The following is a 20,215-nucleotide window of genomic DNA, read 5'->3' as shown; positions in this document are numbered from 1 at the left end:
GTGCCCCTACCGGTAGATCTTCTCGAGGACGTTCACCGCGTGCCACCGGGCGACGGCGGTGCTCTCGGCGTAGTCGCCGCCGTACCTGTTCGCCTTGTCGTGCTCGACGGTGATCCAGCCCTGGTATTCGTTGTCCCGCACCGCGGTCATCATCGCCGTGAAGTCGACCAGCCCGTTGGGAGTGCCCATCTCGTAGAACCACTTGCCCGTCGTCGGCGCCATGATCTCGGAGTCCGGGCGGTGCCGGTGGTCGTCGCCGGTCGCGATGTTGCGGGTGTCCTTGAAGTGGAAGCCGCTGACCCGATGCGCGTGCCGACGGTACAGGGCGACCGGGTCCACTGAGGCGATGCAGTGCTGTGCGGTGTCGACGAACAGGGAGACGTACTCGGGGTCGGTGTACGAGTAGAACGTCTCGATGTCCGGCTCGCTCTGGATACCGCAGAAGAACTCATGGTGGCACGTCAGCCTGACACCGTAGCCGGCAGTGATCTCACCGACCTTATTCCACAGCTCCGCGGTGATCTTGAGCTTGTCCTCGGTGATCGGCTCCATATCGTAGTAGAGGGTCGCCGGCATCACGATGATGTTGTCCAGCTCGATGCTCGACCAGTGGCCCATGGTCACGCGGAAGTCCTCGAGGATGTTCTCGTGCGTCTCCGGGAGGTGCGGGGCGTAGTTGCGGACGTCGTAGTCCGCAGCGTGGAAGATGTTGACGATCCGCTCCAGCCCATGGTCCTGGACCATCTCCTGATACTTCGCGGGCCCTCCGTAGTCGCCGTACATCTGCCACAGCCGGAAGTCGAAGGTGTCCATGGCGTCGAAGCCGACGGCCTTGATCTGCTTCAGGAACGACGACATGCTGCGGTGCGAGTGCCACTGGTCGATCGGCCCGGCAGGGCCGTTGCTGCGCCAGTGGTCCATGTAGCTCCACTTGATGCGCCGCTCATCCGCTGCTCGTGTCATGACTTCGCGACCCCGAGTTCGTGCTGCAGGTACCAGCTGTTGAGCATGGCGAGTTCCGCGGGGTTGCCGCCGTGGTCGCTCTCGACGACCACCCAACCCGGGTAGTCGTGCTCTCGCAGCGTCGCGACGAACGCCTTGACGTCGACCAGACCCCCTTCGGTGCCCAGCTCGAAGAACCAGCGCTCGATCCGCCGGCCGGCACCTCCTCGCAACATGGTGGTCTCGGCGCCGGGCATGCGGTATTCCTCGCCGGTGTCGGCGTAGCGGGTGTCCTTGAGATGGACGTGGGTGACACGGTCGGCGTGCCCGGCATAGAACGCCACCGGGTCGATGCCGCCGATCGTCAGCTCGGCGGTGTCGAGGGCGAAGCCGACGAGCGCCGGATCGGTCGCTGCCAGCAACTGGCCGACTTCGTCGGCCGAGTGCACCGCGGAGAGGCAGTCGTAGTGCAGGGCCACCCCGACTCCGGCGGCCGCGGCGACCTTGCCCACGGCGTTCCACACCTCACCGATGGTCTTCACGTCATCCGCGCCGAGCGGTGGTTGCAGCCACGCCGAGCCGGCTGGCCGGACGACGAGTTGCTCGGTGCCGATTGCGGCGAGGAAGTCGGCGAACGGCTTCGCGGACTCAACGATCGCAGCGTGGTCATCGCGGTTCCGGGTGGAGCGGAACGCCCAGCCCTCCTCCTCAGCCGGCTGGCCGGGGTCCCAGTACATGCTGGACACGCCATGCACCGAGCAGCCGTGGAGGAAGTCGAGAAAGCCTGCCGGGCCGCCGTGGTTGAGTTCGATGACCTCGGGACGGCCGAGGTTGTCCCAGCGGCCGGTGCCCGCGGCCAACTCGACGTGGTGGAATCCCAGAGCCGAGCAGGTCTTCAGTGCCCGGCGCTGGTCCTCGTGCCGGACGAAGACGTCCATGCGGATGTTCCACTGGTTCAGGGCGTAGGCCCAGCGCAACGTGTCCTTCACCGTGCGGCCCCCTGGTCGGCCAGTGCCTGTGCCTCGGCGAGCACGTTGTCGATGTACCACTTGGCCACGCAGGTCGCTTCGGCGTAGCTGCCGCCGTCGAGTTCGGCCTTGTCGTGCTCGACCGTCAGCCAGCCGTCGTAGCCGGACGTCACGATCTCCCGTATCAGCGCCGGGAAGTCGACCAGGCCGCCGTCGGTGCCCATCTCGTGGAACCAGCGGGTCACCTGTGGGGCCATCAGCTCCGGGTCGGGTGGCGTCCGGTACGCCTCGTGCGTATCGACCGTGTGCGTGTCCTTGAAATGGAATCCGGTGCATCGGTCGCGGTAGTCGCGGAACATCTGGATGGGATCGACGCCGGCGATCGTGTGCTGTGCGGTGTCGCAGAAGAAGTAGACGTATTGCGGGTCGGTGTAGGAGAAAAACAGGTCGAGCTGCTCGCGGGTGCGGATGGCCCCCCAGAACTCGAAGTGGCACGTGGTGCGCATGCCGTGCTCGAGCGTCAGCCGGCCCACCCGGTTCCACAGGTCGGCCATGATCTTGATCTTCTCATCGGTCACCGGCTCGACCTGGAAGTAGGTCGTCGAGGGCATGACGATGAAGTTCTCCACCGACAGGCCCTCGACGGCGCGGATCGTCGCCTGGCAGTCGGCGACGATCCGGTCGTGCGTCTCGGAGACGTGCGGCGCGGTGTATTCGGTGGCGTACGGGTAGGCGGAGAAGATTCCGGTGATCTTGTCGAAGCCGTTGTCCTGCAGGTATTCCTCGAACGCCTTCACCGATCCGTACAGGCCGGCGAGAATAGGCAGGTAGAAGAAGAACGTGTCGAAGCCGCGGAAGCCGAGCGCGGACAACTGTTTGACATAGCGGTCCATGTGGTCGCGGTTGAACGACGGGGGCTGCGGCCCCTGCGGCGTCTCAGTCACCCAGTGGTCCATATAGGACCACTTGGTCCAGGCCATGATGCTTCCTCTCTTCGGGTCAGGTGAGCGGGGTCCAGCGGGCGTCGGCGGCCGCGCTGTGCCCTACCGCCTCCAGCACCCGCTGCACCTGAAGTCCCTCGTCGAAGGACGGCCGGGGTTGCTCGCCGGCGTCGATCGCGGTGACCAGGTCACGGACCTGGTGGGTGAAGCCGTGCTCGTAGCCCAGAAGGTGGCCGGGCGGCCACCATGCCGCGACGTAGGGATGTTCCGGCTCGGTGACGAGGATTCGCCGGAACCCCGCGGTGGGGCCGTCGTCGGCGCGGTAGTGCTGCAGGGTGTTGAGGTCCTCGAGGTCGAATGCGAGGGACCCGGTGGTGCCGCTGATCTCGAAACGCAGCGCGTTCTTCCGCCCGGTCGCCATCCGGGTGGCCTCGAACGTGGCGAGCGCCCCGCCGCTCAGCGCGCCAAGGAAGACCGCGGCGTCGTCGACGGTGACCGGCCCCCGACGACTGTCGGAGGCGCGGCCGGACAGGCCCACGGACTCGGTGAGCACGGGCCGCTCGGTCACGAAGGTGTGCGTCAGCCCGCTCACCCCGGTGACCTCCTGGCCGGTCACGTACTGGATAGCATCGACGATGTGGGCGCCGATGTCGCCGAGCGCGCCGGAGCCGGCCGAGGCGCGATCCAGCCGCCAGGTGAGCGGCGCGTTCTCGTCGCTGAGCCAGTCCTGCAAGTACACCGCTCGGGTCTGCCGGATCGTGCCGATGGCTCCGGACTCGATCATCTCCCGGGCGAGAGACACGGCCGGGACCCGGCGGTAGGTGAAACCGACCATCGCGAACACCCCGCGTTCGGCGGCCTTCACCGCGGCCTCGGCCATCGCCTCGGCCTCCGCGACAGTGTTCGCCAGCGGTTTTTCGCACAGGACATGCTTGCCCGCCTCGAGCGCCGCGACGGCGACCTCGGCGTGCGTCGAACCGGGCGTGACCACGTCGACGAGGTCGATGTCGTCACGCTCGACGACGCGCCGCCAGTCGGTGTCGCACTCGGCCCAACCGAACCGGTCGGCGGACTCGCGCAGCGTCTGCGGGTTGCGCCCCGCGACCGCCACCGTCTCGATCCGGCGGGGCAGATCGAAGAAGCGCGGGGCAGCGTGCCAGGCGTGCGCGTGCGCCGCGCCCATGAACCCGTGACCGATCATCGCGACGCGCAGCGGCCGGGCAGCGTCGGTCATCGGTCAGTCCCCTGTCTGCGCGAACGCGGCGTCGAAGGCGGCGTCGGGGGTGTCGAACAGCTTGCCGCGCACGAACCGCACCGCGTCGGGAGCGCCGACCAGCCGGTCCATTGCGGCGTCCTCCCACTCGACGGAGATCGGCCCGGAGTAACCGATGCTGTTCAACGCGCGGAAAGCCTGCTCCCACGGGACGTCGCCGTGACCGGTGGAGACGAAATCCCACCCTCGGCGCAGGTCCGCCCACGGAAGGTGCGAGCCGAGGCGGCCGTTGCGACCGTTGCCGACGTTGAGCTTCACGTCCTTGCAGTCGACGTGGTAGATCCGGTCGGCGAATTCCAGGATGAACCCGACCGGGTCAAGGTCCTGCCACATGAAGTGCGAGGGGTCCCAGTTCAGCCCGAACGCCGGCCGGTGCCCGATCGCCTTCAGCGCCCGCTGTGTCGTCCAGTAGTCGTAGGCGATCTCCGACGGGTGCACCTCGTGCGCGAAGCGCACGCCTACCTCGTCGAAGACGTCGAGGATCGGGTTCCACCGGTCGGCGAAGTCCTGATAACCGGCGTCGATGAGGTCCTGGGAGACCGGCGGGAACATCGCGACGTACTTCCAGATAGAGGAGCCGGTGAACCCGACGACGGTGTCCACACCCAACCGGGCTGCGGTGCGGGCGGTGTTCTTCATCTCCTCCGCCGCACGCTGCCGCACCCCTTCCGGATCGCCATCGGCCCAGATCGAGTCGGGCAATATCGCGCGGTGCCGGGCGTCGATCGGGTCGTCGCAGACCGCCTGGCCCTTGAGGTGGTTGGAGATCGCGAAAACCTTGAGCCCGTGCCTGTCGAGCACGGCGCGCTTCTCGTCGAGGTAGGCGTCGTCGACGGCACCGCGGTTCGGGTCGAGGTGGTCGCCCCAGCAGGCGATTTCGAGGCCGTCGTAGCCCCACGAGGATGCGAGGCGCGCGACCTCCTCGAATGGCAGGTCTGCCCACTGGCCGGTGAACAGGGTGATCGGGCGCGGCATGTGTGTTACCCCTTCATCAAGAGTTGGTCAGAGCGTGGCGGCGAGGCGGCGGATCAGCGCATGCTGGCGACGCAACTGATCCGCCGCTCGGCCGATCCCGTAGTCGCCCTCGTACTCGCTGGACAGGTAGCCGGACCAGCCGCGGCGCACGATGATCTGCAGGAGCTCCGCCCACGGGATGTAGTGGTCGATGAGCTCGTCGTCGATCTCGTAGAACTTGGCCTGCACGTGGACCACGTGGTCGAGCACGTCCTCGAGGTCGGACACCGGGACGACGGGTACCTCCGGCGGGCGCGCGGACCCTTCTCCCAGCCGGCTGGCGACTCCGCCCGTGCGGTGGTGCATCTTCGTCTGGAACACACCGGTGTCCATGAGCAGCCCGAAGTGCTGCGTGCCGGTGCGCTCGATGAACGCGATGTAGTCGTCGACCACCTTGGACCGGATCACGCTGGGCCAGTGGATCTCCGGGCAGATGACGACGCCCTTCTCGGCGGCGAGGTCGAGCACCCGCTCGGTGGCGGGCTCCCACACCGGGTCGGGCTCCAGGTCGGAGGTGACGACGCCGAGCTTCGGCCGGACGTACCGGAAGCCGAGCGTGGCGGCGAGCCGGATGTCGGTCTCCAGCTGCCACACCGCCTCGTCGACGGTCATGGCACGCCCCAGGAAGCGGCGGGTGTCCACCCACGAGCCGTAGCAGGTCGGGGTCAGGCCGTACCGCTCCAGGCGGGCGAACCATGCGTCGATCCAGGCCGCCGATGGCGTCGGGTATCCGGCGACGTGCGCCTCGCCGAGAATCTCCAGGCCGGTCGCGCCGAGGTCGGCGACGTCCTCGATGCAGTCGTCGAGCGTCGACGTCACGCCGTACTCGCCGGTGTAGCTGTAGAGCGACACACCGTACTGGAACTGCGGCGTCATCGGGTGATCACCAGCCTCCGCTGCTCGCTCCAGATCGTCGGCTGGAGTTCTTCGGGGATGTAGGACATCCGAAGCCGCAGATCGGCGCGGACGTCGTGGAAGCCGATCGGCAGTGGTTCGGATCGCGGCACCCGCAGGATCGCCGGCACGTCGACCGGCCACCGTGCCGTCTCGGACGAGCGCAGCTGCGCGAGCGAGTACTCGACGCCATCGATGCTCCAGCCGATGCCGTCAGCGGCGAACGTCTCGCTGTCCACGGTGATCGCGGCGCCCTCGATCAGGTTCGTCCACAGGCCGCGGTAGTAGGGCAGCCGCAGTCGCACCTCGAACCCCTCGCCGGGTTCTCGGTTGCGGAATCCGCGGGTTTGGATCATCGGTACCTCGAGCATCGTGATTCTCCTGTCAGGACCGGGGCATCGCCGCGGTGATGCCCGCGCCGTCGTCCGCCTCGGAGGACAGCCGCGCCGCGATATCCCGCGCGCCGTGAACCGCGAGCGCCACCGAGGTGAGGGTCGGGTTGCAGGCGATCGGAGTCGGGATGACGTTGTTGCCTGCGACGTACAGACCCGCGACGCCCCACACTTCGCAGCTCGGCCCGCAGACCGATGTCCCGTCGTTGACGGCACCCATCCGCGTGGTGCCTTGGTAGTGCAGTGAGGCGCCGGCCGTGAGCACCAGCGGCTCGTCGTCAATGAAGCCGCCCAGTGCTCGGGCGGCACGCAGGATCGCGTCCCGGGCGCACGTAAGCGACTCGCGGTCGCGGGCGGTGAGTGTGTAGTGGATGTTCGGTTTCGGCATCCCGTAGTCGTCGGCGGCGTCGTCGTCGAATACGATCCGGTCGGATTCCTGCAGGTCCTTGGCGCAGAACCAGCCGAGCCCGACGACCGTGCCGGGGGCCGGTTCGTCCTCGCCGACCAGCGGGATCGGCGAGGCGTCGAGCTGCATCACCTGGCCGTGAAAGGGTTCCTCGTCGGTGTAGGGCACCCACGACACCCCGCTCTGCTCGACGATCACGGCGTCGCGCCGCGGGTCATGCTCGCCCTCCGGCGTGTGGTCGAGGTCGCGGAGCCGGACTGCGAACACCTGCTGTGGCTGGTCGTTGAGATAGCGGCCCAGTGCCGGCGGCCGCACTCCCGAGGCGTACAGCAGCTGTGGCGTGCGCACCGCGTCGGCTGCCACGACGACGAACCGAGCCCGCACCTCGTGCTCGGTGCCGTCCAGCCGGTCGCGGACGAGGACGCCGACGGCCCGGCCGTCCCGCACCAGCACCCGGCGCACCTGCGCGTCCGCGAACAACGCGAAGTCGGGGTTACGCCGGGTGACGTCGCCGAACACGACGTCCGAACCGCTCCATGCCAGCGTGCCGTCCGGGCGTCGTCGCACGGCCATCGGCATCGGGCGGATCCGCCGCTCTTCGGGCCGACCGTGGTCGAACTCAGCGCTCAACCGCTCGCGTACCACGTCGGCGTAGGGGGCGTCCTCGAACGGGTGACGGTCGACGGCGAGCAGCCGCTCGGCCTCGTCAAGGAGTTCATCCAGGTCGGACACGAAGGCGATTCGCTCGGCCCCGCCCGGGCGTGGGCAGGCGGAGGTCCAGTGCGCGCCCATCCCGCCGACGTTGGTCGACATCGCCAGGCCCGGAATGCCGTCCTCCCCGGGCTGCCGGTAACCGTCGGGCAGCAGGTGTGTTCCGGGCCGCACCACGCGCTTCGCCGGATCCGCGTAGGTTCCGTCGTCGGCGCTGTCCGTGTGCGGCCGGATTCCTTCCGACTTGCGCTGAGCGGCGACCCGCGCGACCGGATCAGCGATGTTCTTGACGTGCATGCCGGGCGGATCGGTCAGCACCGGACCCGCCTCGAACATCGCCACGATGGCTGCCGGAGCACGCTCGCTCAGGATTCGGGCGTACGCGGCGCCGGTCGGGCCGCTTCCCACGATCGCGACGTCGACGCTCTCCGGAAATACCCTGCTCATGCGACTCCGTCTCGGTCAGATTAGCGGTCTCGGAAAATTTTGCAGGTTTTCAACATAACTGCACTTACACGGATCCGGTCCCCACCTTCCGGTAATAGGCGGTATCAGCGCGAGTGATCGGGCTCGGTCGCCGCGACCCCCGCCGTCAGCTCGGCGGCGAGCGCCGTTGCCCCGCGTACCGCGAGCGCCACGCTGGTCAGCGTGGGGTTGCAGGAATTCGCCGTTGGGATCAGGCCGTTGCCGGCCAGCACCAACCCTGGCACGCCCCAGACTCGGGAGTACGGGTCGCACACGCTCGTGCCATCGTCGACCGGGCCCATGCGCACCGTTCCCATGTAGTGCAGCGAGCTGCCCGCCGGCATCACCACCGGCATACCAGGCACGAACTCGCCCAACGCCGCAGCGGCTCGCGCCTGGTGCCCGCGCGCTCGCTCCAGCTCCGCGTACTCACGGTCGGTGAGCTCATAGGCGATGCGGATGCTGGGCAGACCGTTCTCGTCGGGCAGTGTGTCGTCGAACAGCAGCCGGTCCTCCGCACGAGGCCACTTGCGCACGCCCCAGCCCATGCCGACGTAGCCGGCCGGGTTGTCCCGATAGGGACTGCCCTCCGGCAGGGGCACCGGCGGCACGGGCGAGTACAAGAGCTGGGCATGATACGGATGGCGCTTCTCGTCGAAGCCGATATTCACCGCGGCCCGGATGGGATCCGCCGGCACCGTCGTGTCGTGCCGCGGCGGCAGGAGACCGTCGCGCACCGCGACGACACCGAAGATGAGCGGGTGTTCGGTGAGATAGCGGCCCAGCGCGTCCGGCCGGACGCCCGAGGCCCAGAGCAGTTGCGGCGTGCGGATCGCGTCGGCGGCGACGATCACCGCGTCGGCACGCACCTCCTCCTCCGTACCGGTGCGCAGGTCACGCAGCACCGCCCCGACCACACGGTCACGGTCGCGGAGCAACCGGACGGCGAGGGTCTGCGGGCGGAGCACGAAGCGCGGGTCGTCCACGGCCGGGCCGAGGACGACGTCGGTGCCGCTCCACCGCAGCGTGCCGTCCGGACGCGGATCGCCGGCCACCGGCAGCGGCCGGACCGCGATCTCCTCCGGCGCGAACTCCGTGCGGAGCCGGTCAAGGATCGTCGCCGCCTGCGGGGAATCGCCGAACGCCGCCGTCGTGACGTGCAGCAACCGCTCGGCCGTAGTCACGTGCTCCGCCCACTCGGCCTCGTCGACGAAGCCGATCCGCTCGCTGCCCACCGGCCGCGGGGTCGCACAGGTCCAGTGCACCCCCTGCCCACCGACGCAGGTGGCGACGGCGGCGGCAGGCATGCCCGGCGAGCCGTCCGCCGCGCGGCCGATCAGGTGCGTGCCCTGCCGGGCGGTGATCGTGCCCTCGACCACCACGCCGCCCGGAATCCCGGACACGCCGCTCTCCATAGCGTGTCCCTGGGAGGCAAGCCGGGCGGCCGCTTGCTCTGCAGCGTCAGGGATGTTCTTGACGTTCATGCCGGGCGGCGTGGTGACCACCGGTCCGGCTTCCACCATCAGTACCGAGACGTCGGGCACCTGCTCGGTGAGCAGCCGGGCGTAGGTGGCGCCGGTCGGGCCGCTGCCGATGATGAGGACACGCGGCACACCGCTCATCGGGCCACCGCCGGCTCGGCCTCCAGCAGACGCTTGAGCATGTCGTGCTGGGCGCGGACCTGGTCGAACGCGCTGTATAGGCCGGTGTACGCGTGCGCCTCGTATTCGCTGGAGATGAAGCCCGTATAGCCCTGTTCACGCAGCACGCGCACGATCGCCGGGTAGTCGATGGACGGGTCGGATGGTCCGTCGGGGCCGTCGAACACGCCGTAGAACTTGCCGTGCACGTGAATGACATGCGGGAAGAAGTCGGCCCACCGCTCGGGCTCCATCCGCCCGTGCATCGTGAAGATCATCTTGAGGTTACCTATCTCCGCCTGCCCCGCGCCCAGCTCTGCGGCCCGCTGCTCGAGTTGCGGGAACTTTGCCATCGTCGGGCCGGGTTGGGCCCACAGCTGCCGGGTCAACGCCGTCAGCTCCGGTGCGATCCCCGCCTTCCGGTGTGCATCGTCCACAGCCGCCGGCACTGCACGCATGCTGGCCGAGAAGTCCGGAATGAACCCCAGCCACTCGGTGTCCAGCCGGGTGAACAGCTCCTTCAGCGCCGCAACCGGCGGCGCATCGATCGTCAGCGGGGCGTGGATCTCCACGCCGATCTTGACGCCAAGCTGCTCGGCGAGTGGCAGCAGCCGTGTCATGATCTCCGGCCCGCACTCCACGCCGACGCGCACGGCAGGGAAGCCGAGCGAGGCGGCACCGCGTAGCTGGACAGCGACGTACTCGTACGCCTCGTCGTCGGAGAGCAGCCGTCCAGGCTGCAACGCGAGATCCAGGTTGATCGCCAGGCAGGACGGCGTCAGGCCGGAGTCTGCGATCAGCCCGCGGACCTTACGTACGGCAGCGTCGTCCAGGCGCGGCCAGCCGCGCAGGCTCTGGAAGGCGACCATCTCCACGCCCGGGCCGAGTTCGCGGGTGGCGACCTTGCGTAGCAGCGCTGCGAGGTCGTTGCCCGGTGCGCGCTGCTCGAGGGTGAGGCTGAACAGGGTGGTGCCGAGCTGGGGCAGTCCCGGGGCGGTGTCGGTCATCTCCGGTTTCCTTCCCGAAAATCTAGGCAGCGGTCAGCGTCTTGTCGGTCGAACTCGGCGTGAGCAGCGGCGTCCGGTCTGGGCCGGTCAGGATGTACGGGATGGACAGTCCGAGCTGCAGCTGTATCCGGTGCTGTCGGCCAGGCGCCGTGGCCACCGGCACGTGCAGCACGACCGGATCGGTGGTGAACCAGTACTCGTCGGCTTTGACCGCCAGCTCGGCGAATTCGTAGCGGTGTCCGTTGACGGTCACCGACAGCGTCGCCGGGTCGACCGGCTGCCCGTCGACGGTCAGGTCGACCTTCGTCAGCGAAGTCAGCGGCAACGCCCGGTACCAGTGCGTGTAGACGGCGACGTTCAGGCCGTCAGCGGTGGCGGTGAGCGAGTCTTCGCGCACCACCTGGTCGTCGAGTGGGCCCATGGGATCGGTTCCTCTCAGTGATCAGCGGTCAGGATCAGGCGGCGAAGGTGAGCCGCTTGGTGCTGCGGCCACCGCCCGGAACTGGCATGTAGGACAGGCGCAGCCGGACGGAAACGGTCACCTCATGTTCACCCGTTGCCAGCGGCTCGTCGGTCTCGAACGCGAGTTCCGCGCGCTCTCCGAACTCCCACCGGTCGTAGGTGACGCTCGGCATCTGGTCGAAGGTGTAGGTGTTGCCGTGCACGGTGAAGGTCGTTCGCTCCGGCGCGATGGGCTTGTCGTCGAGGACGAGGTCCACACCTTCGACCATGGACAGCCTCAGGCCGCGGTAGTACGGCATCCGCACCTCGACGACGCCGCCGATGTGGCCATCGCCCCGCGCGCGGAAACCCTCGTCGCACACGATGTACTTGTCGAACACGAATGATCTCCTTCACATCAGGGACGGCGGGACTAGGCGACCTCGCCGAGCAACCGGACGAACATGGCGTGCTGCCGGCGCACCTGCTCCACACTGTCGACGGGGAAGGCATCCTGGATGTGGCGGTTGCCCTCGTACTCGCTGGAGAGATAGCCGTCGAACCCGCCCTCGATCAGGACGGGAATGATCTCGTCGTACGGGATCGAGTATTCGACCTCGTCCTCGGTCATCTCGTAGAACTTCGCTTGGATGTGCTTGATGAGCGGCATGTGGTCGAGCATCTTCCGCGGATCGGTCCAGATGTAATGGCTGGCCACACGAGCAAGTCCGTATTCGACTGGCCCGCCGCCGCGGTAGTTGACGATGTCCATGAGGGCGTGGGTGTCGCCGTGGTCGTCGTACAGCTCGACGATGTAATCGACGATCGCCGGGTTGGCACCGTCCCGGAGCGCGCGTTCGCTGACCACCCGCGGGAAGCGCTTGACGTAGGTCATCATGTCGGGCATGAGGCCGAGGGCCGGCGACTGCGTCCGATGCATGACCTCCAGGTGCTCAAGGATCCACGGGTGCTCGTAGTGGAAGGGCGCGTGCACCTCGATGAGGAGCTGGACGCCCTTTTCCTCGGCGTAGGGCGCGGCGCCCTCCATGACCTCGGGTGATGTGTTGATGGTGGCCTTCACGATCGGCATTCCGAGCCGCACGGCAACGTCGATGTCGGTGCGGATGGAGGCGATTTGCTCTTCGACGGTCAGCCACCGGTCGGGGTAGAGCTTGGTGTCGAGGTAGGAGTTGGTCGCCGTCGGCGTTGTGCCGTACTTCTCCATCCAGGCGAACCATGTGTCGACGAATTCCTCGGTCAGGTTGGTGAAGTCCGGGATCGACTGCTCGGGAATGATCTCGATGCCGTGTGCGCCGATCTCGCTGGCGGCACGGATGCAGTCTTCGAGGGACATGGTGCGGAGGAAGGTCTCCTCCTGGTACGAGTAGAGGCTGACGCCGCGTTTGATGGAGTGTCTCGCGTTTGTCACGCTAATGGGCTCCTTGTCACCTGGCTGACGCTGCGGCGAGTTGCGGCGCAGCGGAATGGTCGGGCCGCACCTACCGGCCCTTCGCCCTGCGCGGGTCGACCCAGCCGGGGAGATCCCAGGGCCGGGCGAGCGCCGCGCGCAGCCGCGCGGCGAGGTCGTCGGTGTCGGGCAGCGGCGCGCCACGACCATCCGGTCGCCGGTAGAGGCGGCAGGTGAGCGCGGGTGGCGCGCCATCGGGGAACAGGTCGTGCCGCCCGACCTGGAAGGTGGGTGAGCCGGGGAAGCCGAGTCGTTGCGCCTCCCCGCGCGAGGTGACCTGACGTTCGACGACCTGGACGTCATCCCGGCCCAGGCCGGCGAGCGTCCGACGCAGCAGCTCAGCCGCATCGTCATGGGACGGGCAGCCGTCCCACCACAGCAGCTCGACGCGCCACTTGATCGAGCAGCCGGCGGGCGAGGTCGCCGGGTGCGCCACCTCACGACCAGCCAGCACGTCGTCCAGCGCGTCCCGCAGCCAGTGCGCATCTTGGGTCGGGTCGTCGTGATCCCCATCGGGGGCACCGTGATAGCGGACCACACCGGCGCGGTCGATTACGAAGACCTCGGGCGTCGCGGTCGCCCCATACGCCTGGGCGGCCCATTGGTGAGCGTCGCGCAGGAAGGGCCCGGCGAGCTCGCCCGCGGCGACCCGCTCGCGCATGGCGGCTAGGGAGTCGTCCGGGTGGTCGGTCTCGTCGTTGCTCACCATCTGCACGACGGCGACGTCACGGGACGCGTAGTCCTTCGCCACCTGTTGGATCCGGTCGTGCCAGGCGCGCGCGAACGGGCAGCCGTTCGCGGTGAACACGACGACGGACGCCGCGTGTTGCTGCGGCGCGAGCCGGACGGTCGTCCCTTCAGTGTCGGGCAACGCGAACACAGGCGCTGGGTCGCCAACGGTCAGCCGGGACCGGGTCATCGGCTGCTCACTTCGGCAAAGGTGTCGGCAGCCCAGTCAGCGATGTAGGTGCTGACGTGGGAGAGATGGTCCAAGCCGATGTGTTCGGCGCCGCCCTCCTCACGGGTGAAAATGCGCAGCTCACGCTTCGGGCTCTTTACCGCCGTGTCGTAGGAGCGATGCGCGTATTCCAGGGGAATCTGCCGGTCGTTCTCGCCGTGGCAGATCAGGAATGGGACCGTGATCTGCCCGACCACACCGTCCAAGTGGATTCCGTCGGCGAATTCGATGAATGCGTTCAGGTCGTCGAAGCCCCACACCCACAGGACGTGTTCCCAGTAGTGGGGTACCGGCCGCTCCCCTTCGCGTTCCAGGCGGCGGCGCTGCACCGCGCCCCAATTGTGGTTGGCGCCCCACGCCACGCCGAGGGCAAGCCGCTTTTCGAAGGCGAGCGCGCGCGGTGCGAAGTAGCCGCCGAGCGACCAGCCGACCAGGCCGATCCGCGCCGGTTCGACGTCGGGCCGAGTGAGCAGGTAGTCGACGCAGGCACTCGCCCAGGCTTCGGTGTCGATGCGGGCGCGCAGCCCTTGCAGACGCAGGGCCTCACCGCTGCCGGGGCAGTCCACCATCAGTGTGCTGATTCCGCGGGCCGCCAACTCGTGGCTGAACCCGGAGGCGTACATGTGCTCCTTGGTGGAGTCCAGCCCGTTCCACATGATGATCACGGGGCTGGCGACATCGCCGGGGGCGCGGGTGAAGTACGCCGGCAGCATGGTCCCCTCGTACGGCACGGCCACCCGCGTAGTGGCGGGGTCGACGAGGTCGAAGGCCTTCTGCTGCAGGTGCAGGACCCGCCGGTAGGTGTCCAACCGTCCGGGCGCGGAGGCGCTCTGCATCCGCTCGGCCTGACACAGGTAGTTCGTGGCGCGGGCGTACAGCTGACCGGCGATGCGGGCGCGCCCGGCCTTCTCGGCCTGTTCGGCCTGCGCGACCAGCTGGTCGGTCAGCGCCGTCCATGCCCGCAGGAGAGCCGGGGTGCCGACGTCCTCGCCTCGGGCTGCGAGTTCCTTGATCGGCCGGCAGGCCCGGTCGACCTCGTCGATCAGCCCGCCGCTGTTGAGCGTGGCGACCACACTCAGGTTCCACACATAGTTACCGGGAAAGTACTCGAACACGATGCGGCTCCTTCGCAGGTATTACGGCGTGCGGACGGCGTCGCTGAGCGACGTTTCGCCGTCGTGGGTGGTCATCTCAGCGTCGGCGGGGGTCTCGGCACTGGTGATCACCGCGACGCTCATGCCGGTCGCTTCCGCAGCCGAGGCCGCTGTCGTGCCGGGCGAACCGGGGGCAGCTCGACGCCGGGCACGATGCGATTGCGGGTGGTGCCGATGCCCTCGACCGTCATCTCGACGACGTCACCGGGGTGGAGCGGCGGCGGGGTCCGCTCGCCGTGGCGGCCCCACAGTTCGGCGAGGCAGCCGCCGTTGCCGCAGGTGCCGGAGCCGAGGACGTCGCCCGCGCGCACCCAGGTGCCGCGTGCGGCATAGGCGATGAGTTCATCGAACGGCCAGCCCATGTTGGACAGGAGGTCCTGCCCGACCTCGGTGCCGTTCACGGCAACGCGCATGTCGAGTGCCAGGAAGCCGTCGACGTCGTGGTAAGGCTCGAGTTCGTCGGCGGTGACCAGCCACGGGCCGAGGGTGCTGGCGAAGTCCTTCCCTTTCGCCGGGCCGAGACTCACCTTCATCTCCCGGGCTTGGAGGTCGCGGGCCGACCAGTCGTTGAGGATGGTGTAGCCGAAGATCGCCTCGCGGGCTTGTTCCGGTGTCAGCGACCGGCCGTCCCGGCCGACGACGGCGGCGACCTCCAACTCGAAGTCCAGTGCCTGGCAGTCTGGCGGGATCGGCACGTCGTCGTGTGCGCCGACGAGGGCGTACGGGTTGGTGAAGTAGAAGGTGGGCGCCTGGTACCACTCGGGTACCACGCCGCTTTCGCCGTCGATGCTCTTGCGCACGCCCTCGACGTGCTCTTCGAATGCGACGAAGTCCCGCACTGTCGGCGGGTCGAGCGGAGGCAGCAGCCGCACCGACTCGACCGGCACCGCCGTCGCGTTCTGTGCTTCCGCGCCGGCTTCGAGGGCGGCCGGCAGCCCGGAGCGCGCCAGTTCCAGGATGGTGACCCCCTCGGGCAACAGGTGCAGCCCGGCGTCGGAGACCACACCGCAGCGTATGGTTCCGTCAGATTCCCAGGTGGCGAAGCGCATCAGACGGGTGGGGCCACGAACAGGCCCTTGTCCGGGTCGTTGAACGACTTGCGGGCGACGAACTCGTTCATCGCGTTAGCGGTGCCCCACTGGTCGCTGACCTCAGGCTGGCTGAAGTCGTACATGTGTGGGTGCCAGGTATCCTCGTCGATCGCCTCGAGTTCGGTGGTGTACTCGACGGTGTTACCGTGCGGGTCGAGGAAGTAGCTGAACGTGTTGTTGCCTGCCAGGTGCCGGCCAGGACCCCACACCTTCTCCACCCCGGCACGCAGCAGTCGGCCGGTGCCGCGCATGTACTCGTCGAGGCCACGCATCTCGAAGGACACGTGGTGCAACGAGGGATGTGGGCAGCGGGCGATCGCCAGGCTGTGGTGCCAGGCATTGATCCGCAGAAAGTACATCATCTCGCCCATCTGCGGGTGCATCAGCGTGTCCGACAGGCGGAAGCCGAGGTGCTTCTCATAGAACGCGCGGGTCGCCTCCGGCTCCGCCGAGTTGATCACGACATGCGACAGCCGCACGGGGATCGACTCACCGGGTTCGATCTTGCGGTGCTCCCGGACCGCGACGTCGGCGCTGATCTCGACGGTGCGCCCTTCGTTGTCGAAGAACCGGAATCCGTAGCCGCGGCCGGGCGTGTCCAGCGGCCTGGGCTCGTTGACCAGCCGTACCCCGCTGCGGGCCAGCCGCTCGGCCAGCACGTCCGCGTCCGCCGCGTTGGCCACGCCGAACGCGATCAGGTCGATCCGCTTTTCGGCCGACTCGCGGATGCGGATCACGTACTTTTCGGGCGAGCCCTCTGCGGCGAGGAACGTCAGCCCTTTCTCGCCGTCCGCGGCGGTCAGCCCCCAGGTGTTGGTGAAGAAATCGAGCTGTTTGGCATGATCGGGCACCGCCAGGTCGACGTGCCGCAGGTGGGTGATCAATCGGTCGGTCATGATCTCTCTCAAGCAGGTTGACGTAGCAGGTCGGTGACGGTCTTCATCAGCGCGGGCACATCTCCCTGGATGTGATCGAGCTGCCACTGGGCGAGCTGGTTGGACGCGTCCACCACGGTCTTCGCGCGCCCGAACCGGCGGGCGTGGAACGCGTCCCACAGAGCACGGTCGACGCTGTCGCGGCTGAGCAGCAACTCCGCGAGCACCACAGCGTCTTCCAACGCCTGGGCCGCGCCCTGCGCGATCGTCGGCGGACAGCTGTGCACGGCGTCGCCGATCAGCACCACGCGGCCGCGGTTCCACGGCACCGGCAGCAGATGCGTCTCGAAGCGGGTGTAGTTGACCCGCGACGGGTCGGTCAGGGTTTCCCGAATCTCGTCCCATGGCCCGTGGTAGGCCAGCGACAGGTCACGCATCACCGCCAACTGCTGCTCAGGGGACAGCGCCGAACGGTCTTGCGAGGGCTCGACGAGGTACGCGTACAGCGTGTCCTCCCCGGTCGGGCAGTACCCCGCGATGTAACACGGGCCCCCATAGATCAGGTCGGTGCGTGTAACGCTCGCCGGCCGCGGTCCGAACGCCCGCCAGATACCCATCCCCGTCGGCCGAGGCTCAAGCTGGATCCCCAGAGCCCGCCGGGTCCATGAACGGACACCGTCCGCACCGACCACCAAGTCGTAACGGCCGGTCGATCCGTCCGAGAAAGTCACGTCGACGCAACGTTCGTTCTCGGCGATACGGGTCACCGTGGTATCGAAACGCAGCTTCGCACCCGCGGAGATCGCCCGCTCGACGAGAATCCGAGCCAGCTCCGGCCGCGGCATGCCCAACGTTCCGGGCAGGTCCAGACCGCCGGTCTTCACGTCGGGAAGCTCAGCCAGCAACGTGCCGTGCTCGTCCGGGGCACGCAGCCCGAGACTGTCGAACGCGTACCCGGCGGCACGCACCTCGTCCCACACCCCGATCTGTCGCAACACGCGCAGCGCATTGCCTTGCAAGGTGATTCCCGACCCGATCGCAGTCGGCTCCGGCTTCACATCGACGACCTCGACCGTGACGTCGGCCTGCGGGAGCAGGATCGCGACCGCAGTCCCGGCCGAACCGGCCCCGATCACCAGAACGTTATCGACAGCAGCCATCACGACTCCTACTTCACTGCGATGGGATTCAGCGGAGCACCCACCGCGCCCGTCACCGGCAGCGGCGCGGCGGTCAACCAGAACTCGTACACCCCGTCGGCGGCACAGTCGGTGGCCAGCGCGTCGAGGTCCCACATCTCACCGATGAAGAGGCCGATATGCGGAATGGCGACCTGGTGCAGCGGCTGGAACGCCAGCACGTCGAACTCGTTCGGCCGCACCTCGAACCCCCAGGTGTCCGTGGCGATTCCGGCGATCTGTGACTCGAACAGCCAGTCGGCCGTGGTGAGCGACAGGCCCGGAGCCGCCCCGCCCGCATAGTCGCCCCAACCTTCGCGGCGCGCGCGAGTGAGCTGACCAGTGCGTACGCACACCAGATCGCCTCGGCCCACACTCACGCCCTCGGCAGCAAGGGTCCGTTCCAGGTGCTCAGCCGTGATCGGGAACCCGTCCGGCAACTCGCCGTCGGTCCCGATCATCCGGCCGACGTCCAGCAGCACGCCCCGCCCGGCGATCAGGTCCGCCACCGTCTCGATGCCGGTCACCCGGTCGCCCTCGCTGGTCACCACCTGCGAAGCGCGGCGCCCGTTGTAAGCCTGCCCGTGGTCGAAGATGTGCCCGAGCCCGTCCCACTGGGTCGACGCCTGAAGCGGCATGAAGATCACGTCATCCGCGCCACCGATACCGTGCGGAAATCCCTGGTCGCCGAACTCCGCGTCAACCCCGGTGTCCAACATCGTGTGCACGGGATTGGTGCGCCTCCGCCAGCCTTTCTGCGGCCCGCTCGCGTCGAATCGCTGCGCCAGCGAAAAGCTCACCCCGCGCCGGACCAGCCGCGCCCCGTCGACACGCTTGGCGGCGTCCAGGAAGTTCAGCGTGCCCCGCACATCATCGGGCCCCCAGCGGCCCACGTTCGAGCACCGCTTCACGATGGCTGCCACGGCCCCCTCGGGATCGCGGCGATCAAACGGTTCCGGCACGTGCGACACGGTCGTCCTTTCCAAGGTCGGGACAACCATCCGCTACCAGACGACCACCCGGGAAGAGCCGATCGCTGATGGGGGCCATTACCACGGTTGATACCGTCTCTGGGGTGAACCTGGCCAGCCTGGACCTCAACCTGCTCGTGGCCCTCGACGCGCTTCTCGAACAACGCAGCGTCACCCGCGCCGCCGAGCAACTTCACCTCAGCCAGCCCGCACTGTCCGCCTCATTGGCCCGACTTCGCCGCCATTTCAACGACCAACTGCTCACTCGGGTGGGCAATGAATACCGCCTGACCCCGCTCGCCGTCCGACTCAAGGAACGCACCCGCGAGGCCGTCGGCAGTATCGAGCGAGTCTTCAGCGCCGAATCCGACTTCGACCCCGCTACCTCCCGGCGTGAGTTCAGCCTAGCCCTCAGCGACTACGCCACCGCCGTCTTCGGCGCCACCCTCGCGGCACAGCTCAGCGCCGAAGCCCCGCACGCCCGGCTCCGGTTCATCGCGAACACTCCCTCTTTCGTCGACCGGGCCCACCAGCTACTGCTCGGCGTCGACCTGCTCGTCATGCCGCACGGATTCCTGACGGACCTCTCCTGCGAGGACCTCTACGAGGACGACTGGGTCTGCGTCACCTCCGTCGACAACCCCGCCGCCGAGAAGGGCCTCACCGTCGACGACCTGCGCACCCTGCCCTGGGTGCTCACCTACTACGGCCCGACCGCTGCCACCCCCGCGTCGCGGCAACTGCAGCTGCTCGGCATCGAACCGACCGCGCAAGTGATCACCGAAAACTTCCTCACCATCCCCGATCTCGTCGCGGGGACCGATCGCATCGCCGTCCTGCAACGCCGCCTCGCCGATCGCCTGCCCACCGACACCGACATCCGGGTGGCGCAGTGCCCGGTGCCGTTGACACCGCTGGTCGAGGCGATGTGGTGGCACCCGATCTACGACGACGACCCGGAGCACACGTACGTACGCAACTTGGTCCTCCGTGCCACCGAGACACTTCGTCGGCCAGCGTAGTACCCCGCCGACTCAGGGTAGCCGCGAGCACGGTTGACGGGTGCCGCTGGCGAATCAGCCAGCGTGCGAGGGACCGTCAGGCGGAGGCGATCACCACGTGGCACCCCCAGGACGACAGCAACGGCTTGGAGGGTCCGCGTGTGTCCGTCGAAATACCACGCAGGCTGCCGCTGGACCAGACGTACGTCGACTCCTGGTTTTGCTTGCGTGTTCCGACCGCAGTTGTTCGCGACCGGCGACCGCACCCCTGACTCGGCGGGGTCGATGTTCGTCAGTCTTGACCGCACCCCACACGAGCGGACGCCGCTGACCTCGGCCAACGTCCTGCCCTCGTCGCTGCCAATGACCCTGAGCCCGATGCCTGCGGTCACCTCGCGCGAACACCGACACGCCCCTTCCACCTT

General features: G+C 68.1%; 21 protein-coding genes. 2 read left to right on the top strand and 19 right to left on the bottom strand.

Translation table 11 applies throughout. From position 1 onward, the window contains the following. Positions 1-6 precede the first annotated feature (6 nt). The 19 genes from QSK37_RS50890 to QSK37_RS50800 all read right to left on the bottom strand — a co-directional run bounded on the left by QSK37_RS50890 (position 7) and on the right by QSK37_RS50800 (position 18,789). On the bottom strand, positions 7-963 hold the full coding sequence (locus tag QSK37_RS50890) for a sugar phosphate isomerase/epimerase family protein (RefSeq protein WP_285637232.1): 957 nt from the start codon (positions 961-963) through the stop codon (positions 7-9). Next, on the bottom strand, positions 960-1,931 hold the full coding sequence (locus QSK37_RS50885) for a sugar phosphate isomerase/epimerase family protein (RefSeq protein ID WP_285637229.1): 972 nt from the start codon (positions 1,929-1,931) through the stop codon (positions 960-962). The genes QSK37_RS50890 and QSK37_RS50885 overlap by 4 nt, the downstream gene beginning before the upstream one ends. Next, the gene (locus tag QSK37_RS50880; RefSeq protein ID WP_285637226.1) at positions 1,928-2,890 is read right to left on the bottom strand and encodes a sugar phosphate isomerase/epimerase family protein; all 963 of its coding nucleotides are present in this window, start codon (positions 2,888-2,890) and stop codon (positions 1,928-1,930) included. The genes QSK37_RS50885 and QSK37_RS50880 overlap by 4 nt, the downstream gene beginning before the upstream one ends. Positions 2,891-2,909: 19 nt before the next feature. Beyond that, positions 2,910-4,085: a Gfo/Idh/MocA family protein gene (locus QSK37_RS50875; protein WP_285637223.1), complete on the bottom strand. Its 1,176-nt coding sequence runs from the start codon at positions 4,083-4,085 to the stop codon at positions 2,910-2,912. A gap of 3 nt (positions 4,086-4,088) precedes the next feature. Beyond that, positions 4,089-5,099: a sugar phosphate isomerase/epimerase family protein gene (locus QSK37_RS50870; RefSeq protein ID WP_285637220.1), complete on the bottom strand. Its 1,011-nt coding sequence runs from the start codon at positions 5,097-5,099 to the stop codon at positions 4,089-4,091. Between the two features lie 27 nt (positions 5,100-5,126). Continuing rightward, a complete protein-coding gene (locus QSK37_RS50865; protein WP_285637217.1) occupies positions 5,127-6,014 on the bottom strand; it encodes a sugar phosphate isomerase/epimerase family protein in 888 nt (295 codons plus the stop codon). Beyond that, positions 6,011-6,403: a C-glycoside deglycosidase beta subunit domain-containing protein gene (locus QSK37_RS50860; RefSeq protein WP_285637214.1), complete on the bottom strand. Its 393-nt coding sequence runs from the start codon at positions 6,401-6,403 to the stop codon at positions 6,011-6,013. Before QSK37_RS50860 ends, QSK37_RS50865 begins: the two co-directional genes overlap by 4 nt. 13 nt (positions 6,404-6,416) lie before the next feature. After that, on the bottom strand, positions 6,417-7,988 hold the full coding sequence (locus QSK37_RS50855; protein ID WP_285637211.1) for a GMC oxidoreductase: 1,572 nt from the start codon (positions 7,986-7,988) through the stop codon (positions 6,417-6,419). 104 nt (positions 7,989-8,092) lie between these two features. After that, entirely contained in the window at positions 8,093-9,628 is a 1,536-nt protein-coding gene (locus tag QSK37_RS50850; RefSeq protein ID WP_285637208.1) for a GMC oxidoreductase, read from the bottom strand. Continuing rightward, positions 9,625-10,653, bottom strand: coding sequence for a sugar phosphate isomerase/epimerase family protein (locus tag QSK37_RS50845; RefSeq protein ID WP_285637206.1), 1,029 nt, complete (start codon positions 10,651-10,653; stop codon positions 9,625-9,627). Before QSK37_RS50845 ends, QSK37_RS50850 begins: the two co-directional genes overlap by 4 nt. A gap of 22 nt (positions 10,654-10,675) precedes the next feature. Then, the gene (locus QSK37_RS50840; RefSeq protein ID WP_285637203.1) at positions 10,676-11,074 is read right to left on the bottom strand and encodes a C-glycoside deglycosidase beta subunit domain-containing protein; all 399 of its coding nucleotides are present in this window, start codon (positions 11,072-11,074) and stop codon (positions 10,676-10,678) included. 34 nt (positions 11,075-11,108) lie between these two features. Then, positions 11,109-11,495: a C-glycoside deglycosidase beta subunit domain-containing protein gene (locus tag QSK37_RS50835; protein WP_285637200.1), complete on the bottom strand. Its 387-nt coding sequence runs from the start codon at positions 11,493-11,495 to the stop codon at positions 11,109-11,111. A gap of 32 nt (positions 11,496-11,527) precedes the next feature. Then, positions 11,528-12,523, bottom strand: coding sequence for a sugar phosphate isomerase/epimerase family protein (locus tag QSK37_RS50830; RefSeq protein ID WP_285637197.1), 996 nt, complete (start codon positions 12,521-12,523; stop codon positions 11,528-11,530). A gap of 70 nt (positions 12,524-12,593) precedes the next feature. After that, the gene (locus QSK37_RS50825) at positions 12,594-13,481 is read right to left on the bottom strand and encodes a thioredoxin family protein (protein ID WP_285637194.1); all 888 of its coding nucleotides are present in this window, start codon (positions 13,479-13,481) and stop codon (positions 12,594-12,596) included. Next, the gene (locus tag QSK37_RS50820; RefSeq protein ID WP_285637190.1) at positions 13,478-14,635 is read right to left on the bottom strand and encodes an alpha/beta hydrolase family protein; all 1,158 of its coding nucleotides are present in this window, start codon (positions 14,633-14,635) and stop codon (positions 13,478-13,480) included. Before QSK37_RS50820 ends, QSK37_RS50825 begins: the two co-directional genes overlap by 4 nt. 119 nt (positions 14,636-14,754) lie before the next feature. Continuing rightward, positions 14,755-15,678 (bottom strand): fumarylacetoacetate hydrolase family protein, encoded by a 924-nt coding sequence (locus QSK37_RS50815; protein WP_285637187.1) that lies wholly within the window; start codon positions 15,676-15,678, stop codon positions 14,755-14,757. A 44-nt stretch (positions 15,679-15,722) separates the two neighbouring features. Next, on the bottom strand, positions 15,723-16,661 hold the full coding sequence (locus QSK37_RS50810) for a VOC family protein (RefSeq protein ID WP_285637184.1): 939 nt from the start codon (positions 16,659-16,661) through the stop codon (positions 15,723-15,725). A gap of 8 nt (positions 16,662-16,669) precedes the next feature. Continuing rightward, on the bottom strand, positions 16,670-17,800 hold the full coding sequence (locus QSK37_RS50805; RefSeq protein ID WP_285637181.1) for an FAD-dependent oxidoreductase: 1,131 nt from the start codon (positions 17,798-17,800) through the stop codon (positions 16,670-16,672). Positions 17,801-17,808: 8 nt separating this feature from the next. Continuing rightward, a complete protein-coding gene (locus QSK37_RS50800; protein ID WP_285637178.1) occupies positions 17,809-18,789 on the bottom strand; it encodes a cyclase family protein in 981 nt (326 codons plus the stop codon). Positions 18,790-18,893: 104 nt separating this feature from the next. Here QSK37_RS50800 and QSK37_RS50795 point away from each other — a divergent pair, with 104 nt between their 5' ends. Together QSK37_RS50795 and QSK37_RS50790 are read left to right on the top strand one after the other, a co-directional pair. After that, on the top strand, positions 18,894-19,811 hold the full coding sequence (locus QSK37_RS50795; RefSeq protein WP_285637175.1) for a LysR family transcriptional regulator: 918 nt from the start codon (positions 18,894-18,896) through the stop codon (positions 19,809-19,811). A gap of 207 nt (positions 19,812-20,018) precedes the next feature. Beyond that, positions 20,019-20,215, top strand: a 197-nt coding sequence (locus tag QSK37_RS50790) for a hypothetical protein (protein ID WP_285637172.1), incomplete at its 3' end; no start/stop codon positions are given.

It is taken from the genome of Actinoallomurus iriomotensis (assembly GCF_030269445.1).
Taxonomy (GTDB): Bacteria; Actinomycetota; Actinomycetes; order Streptosporangiales; family Streptosporangiaceae; genus Actinoallomurus; species Actinoallomurus iriomotensis.
The sequence above is the reverse complement of the archived record's forward strand: the minus strand, read 5'-3'. Positions and strand labels throughout refer to the sequence as shown.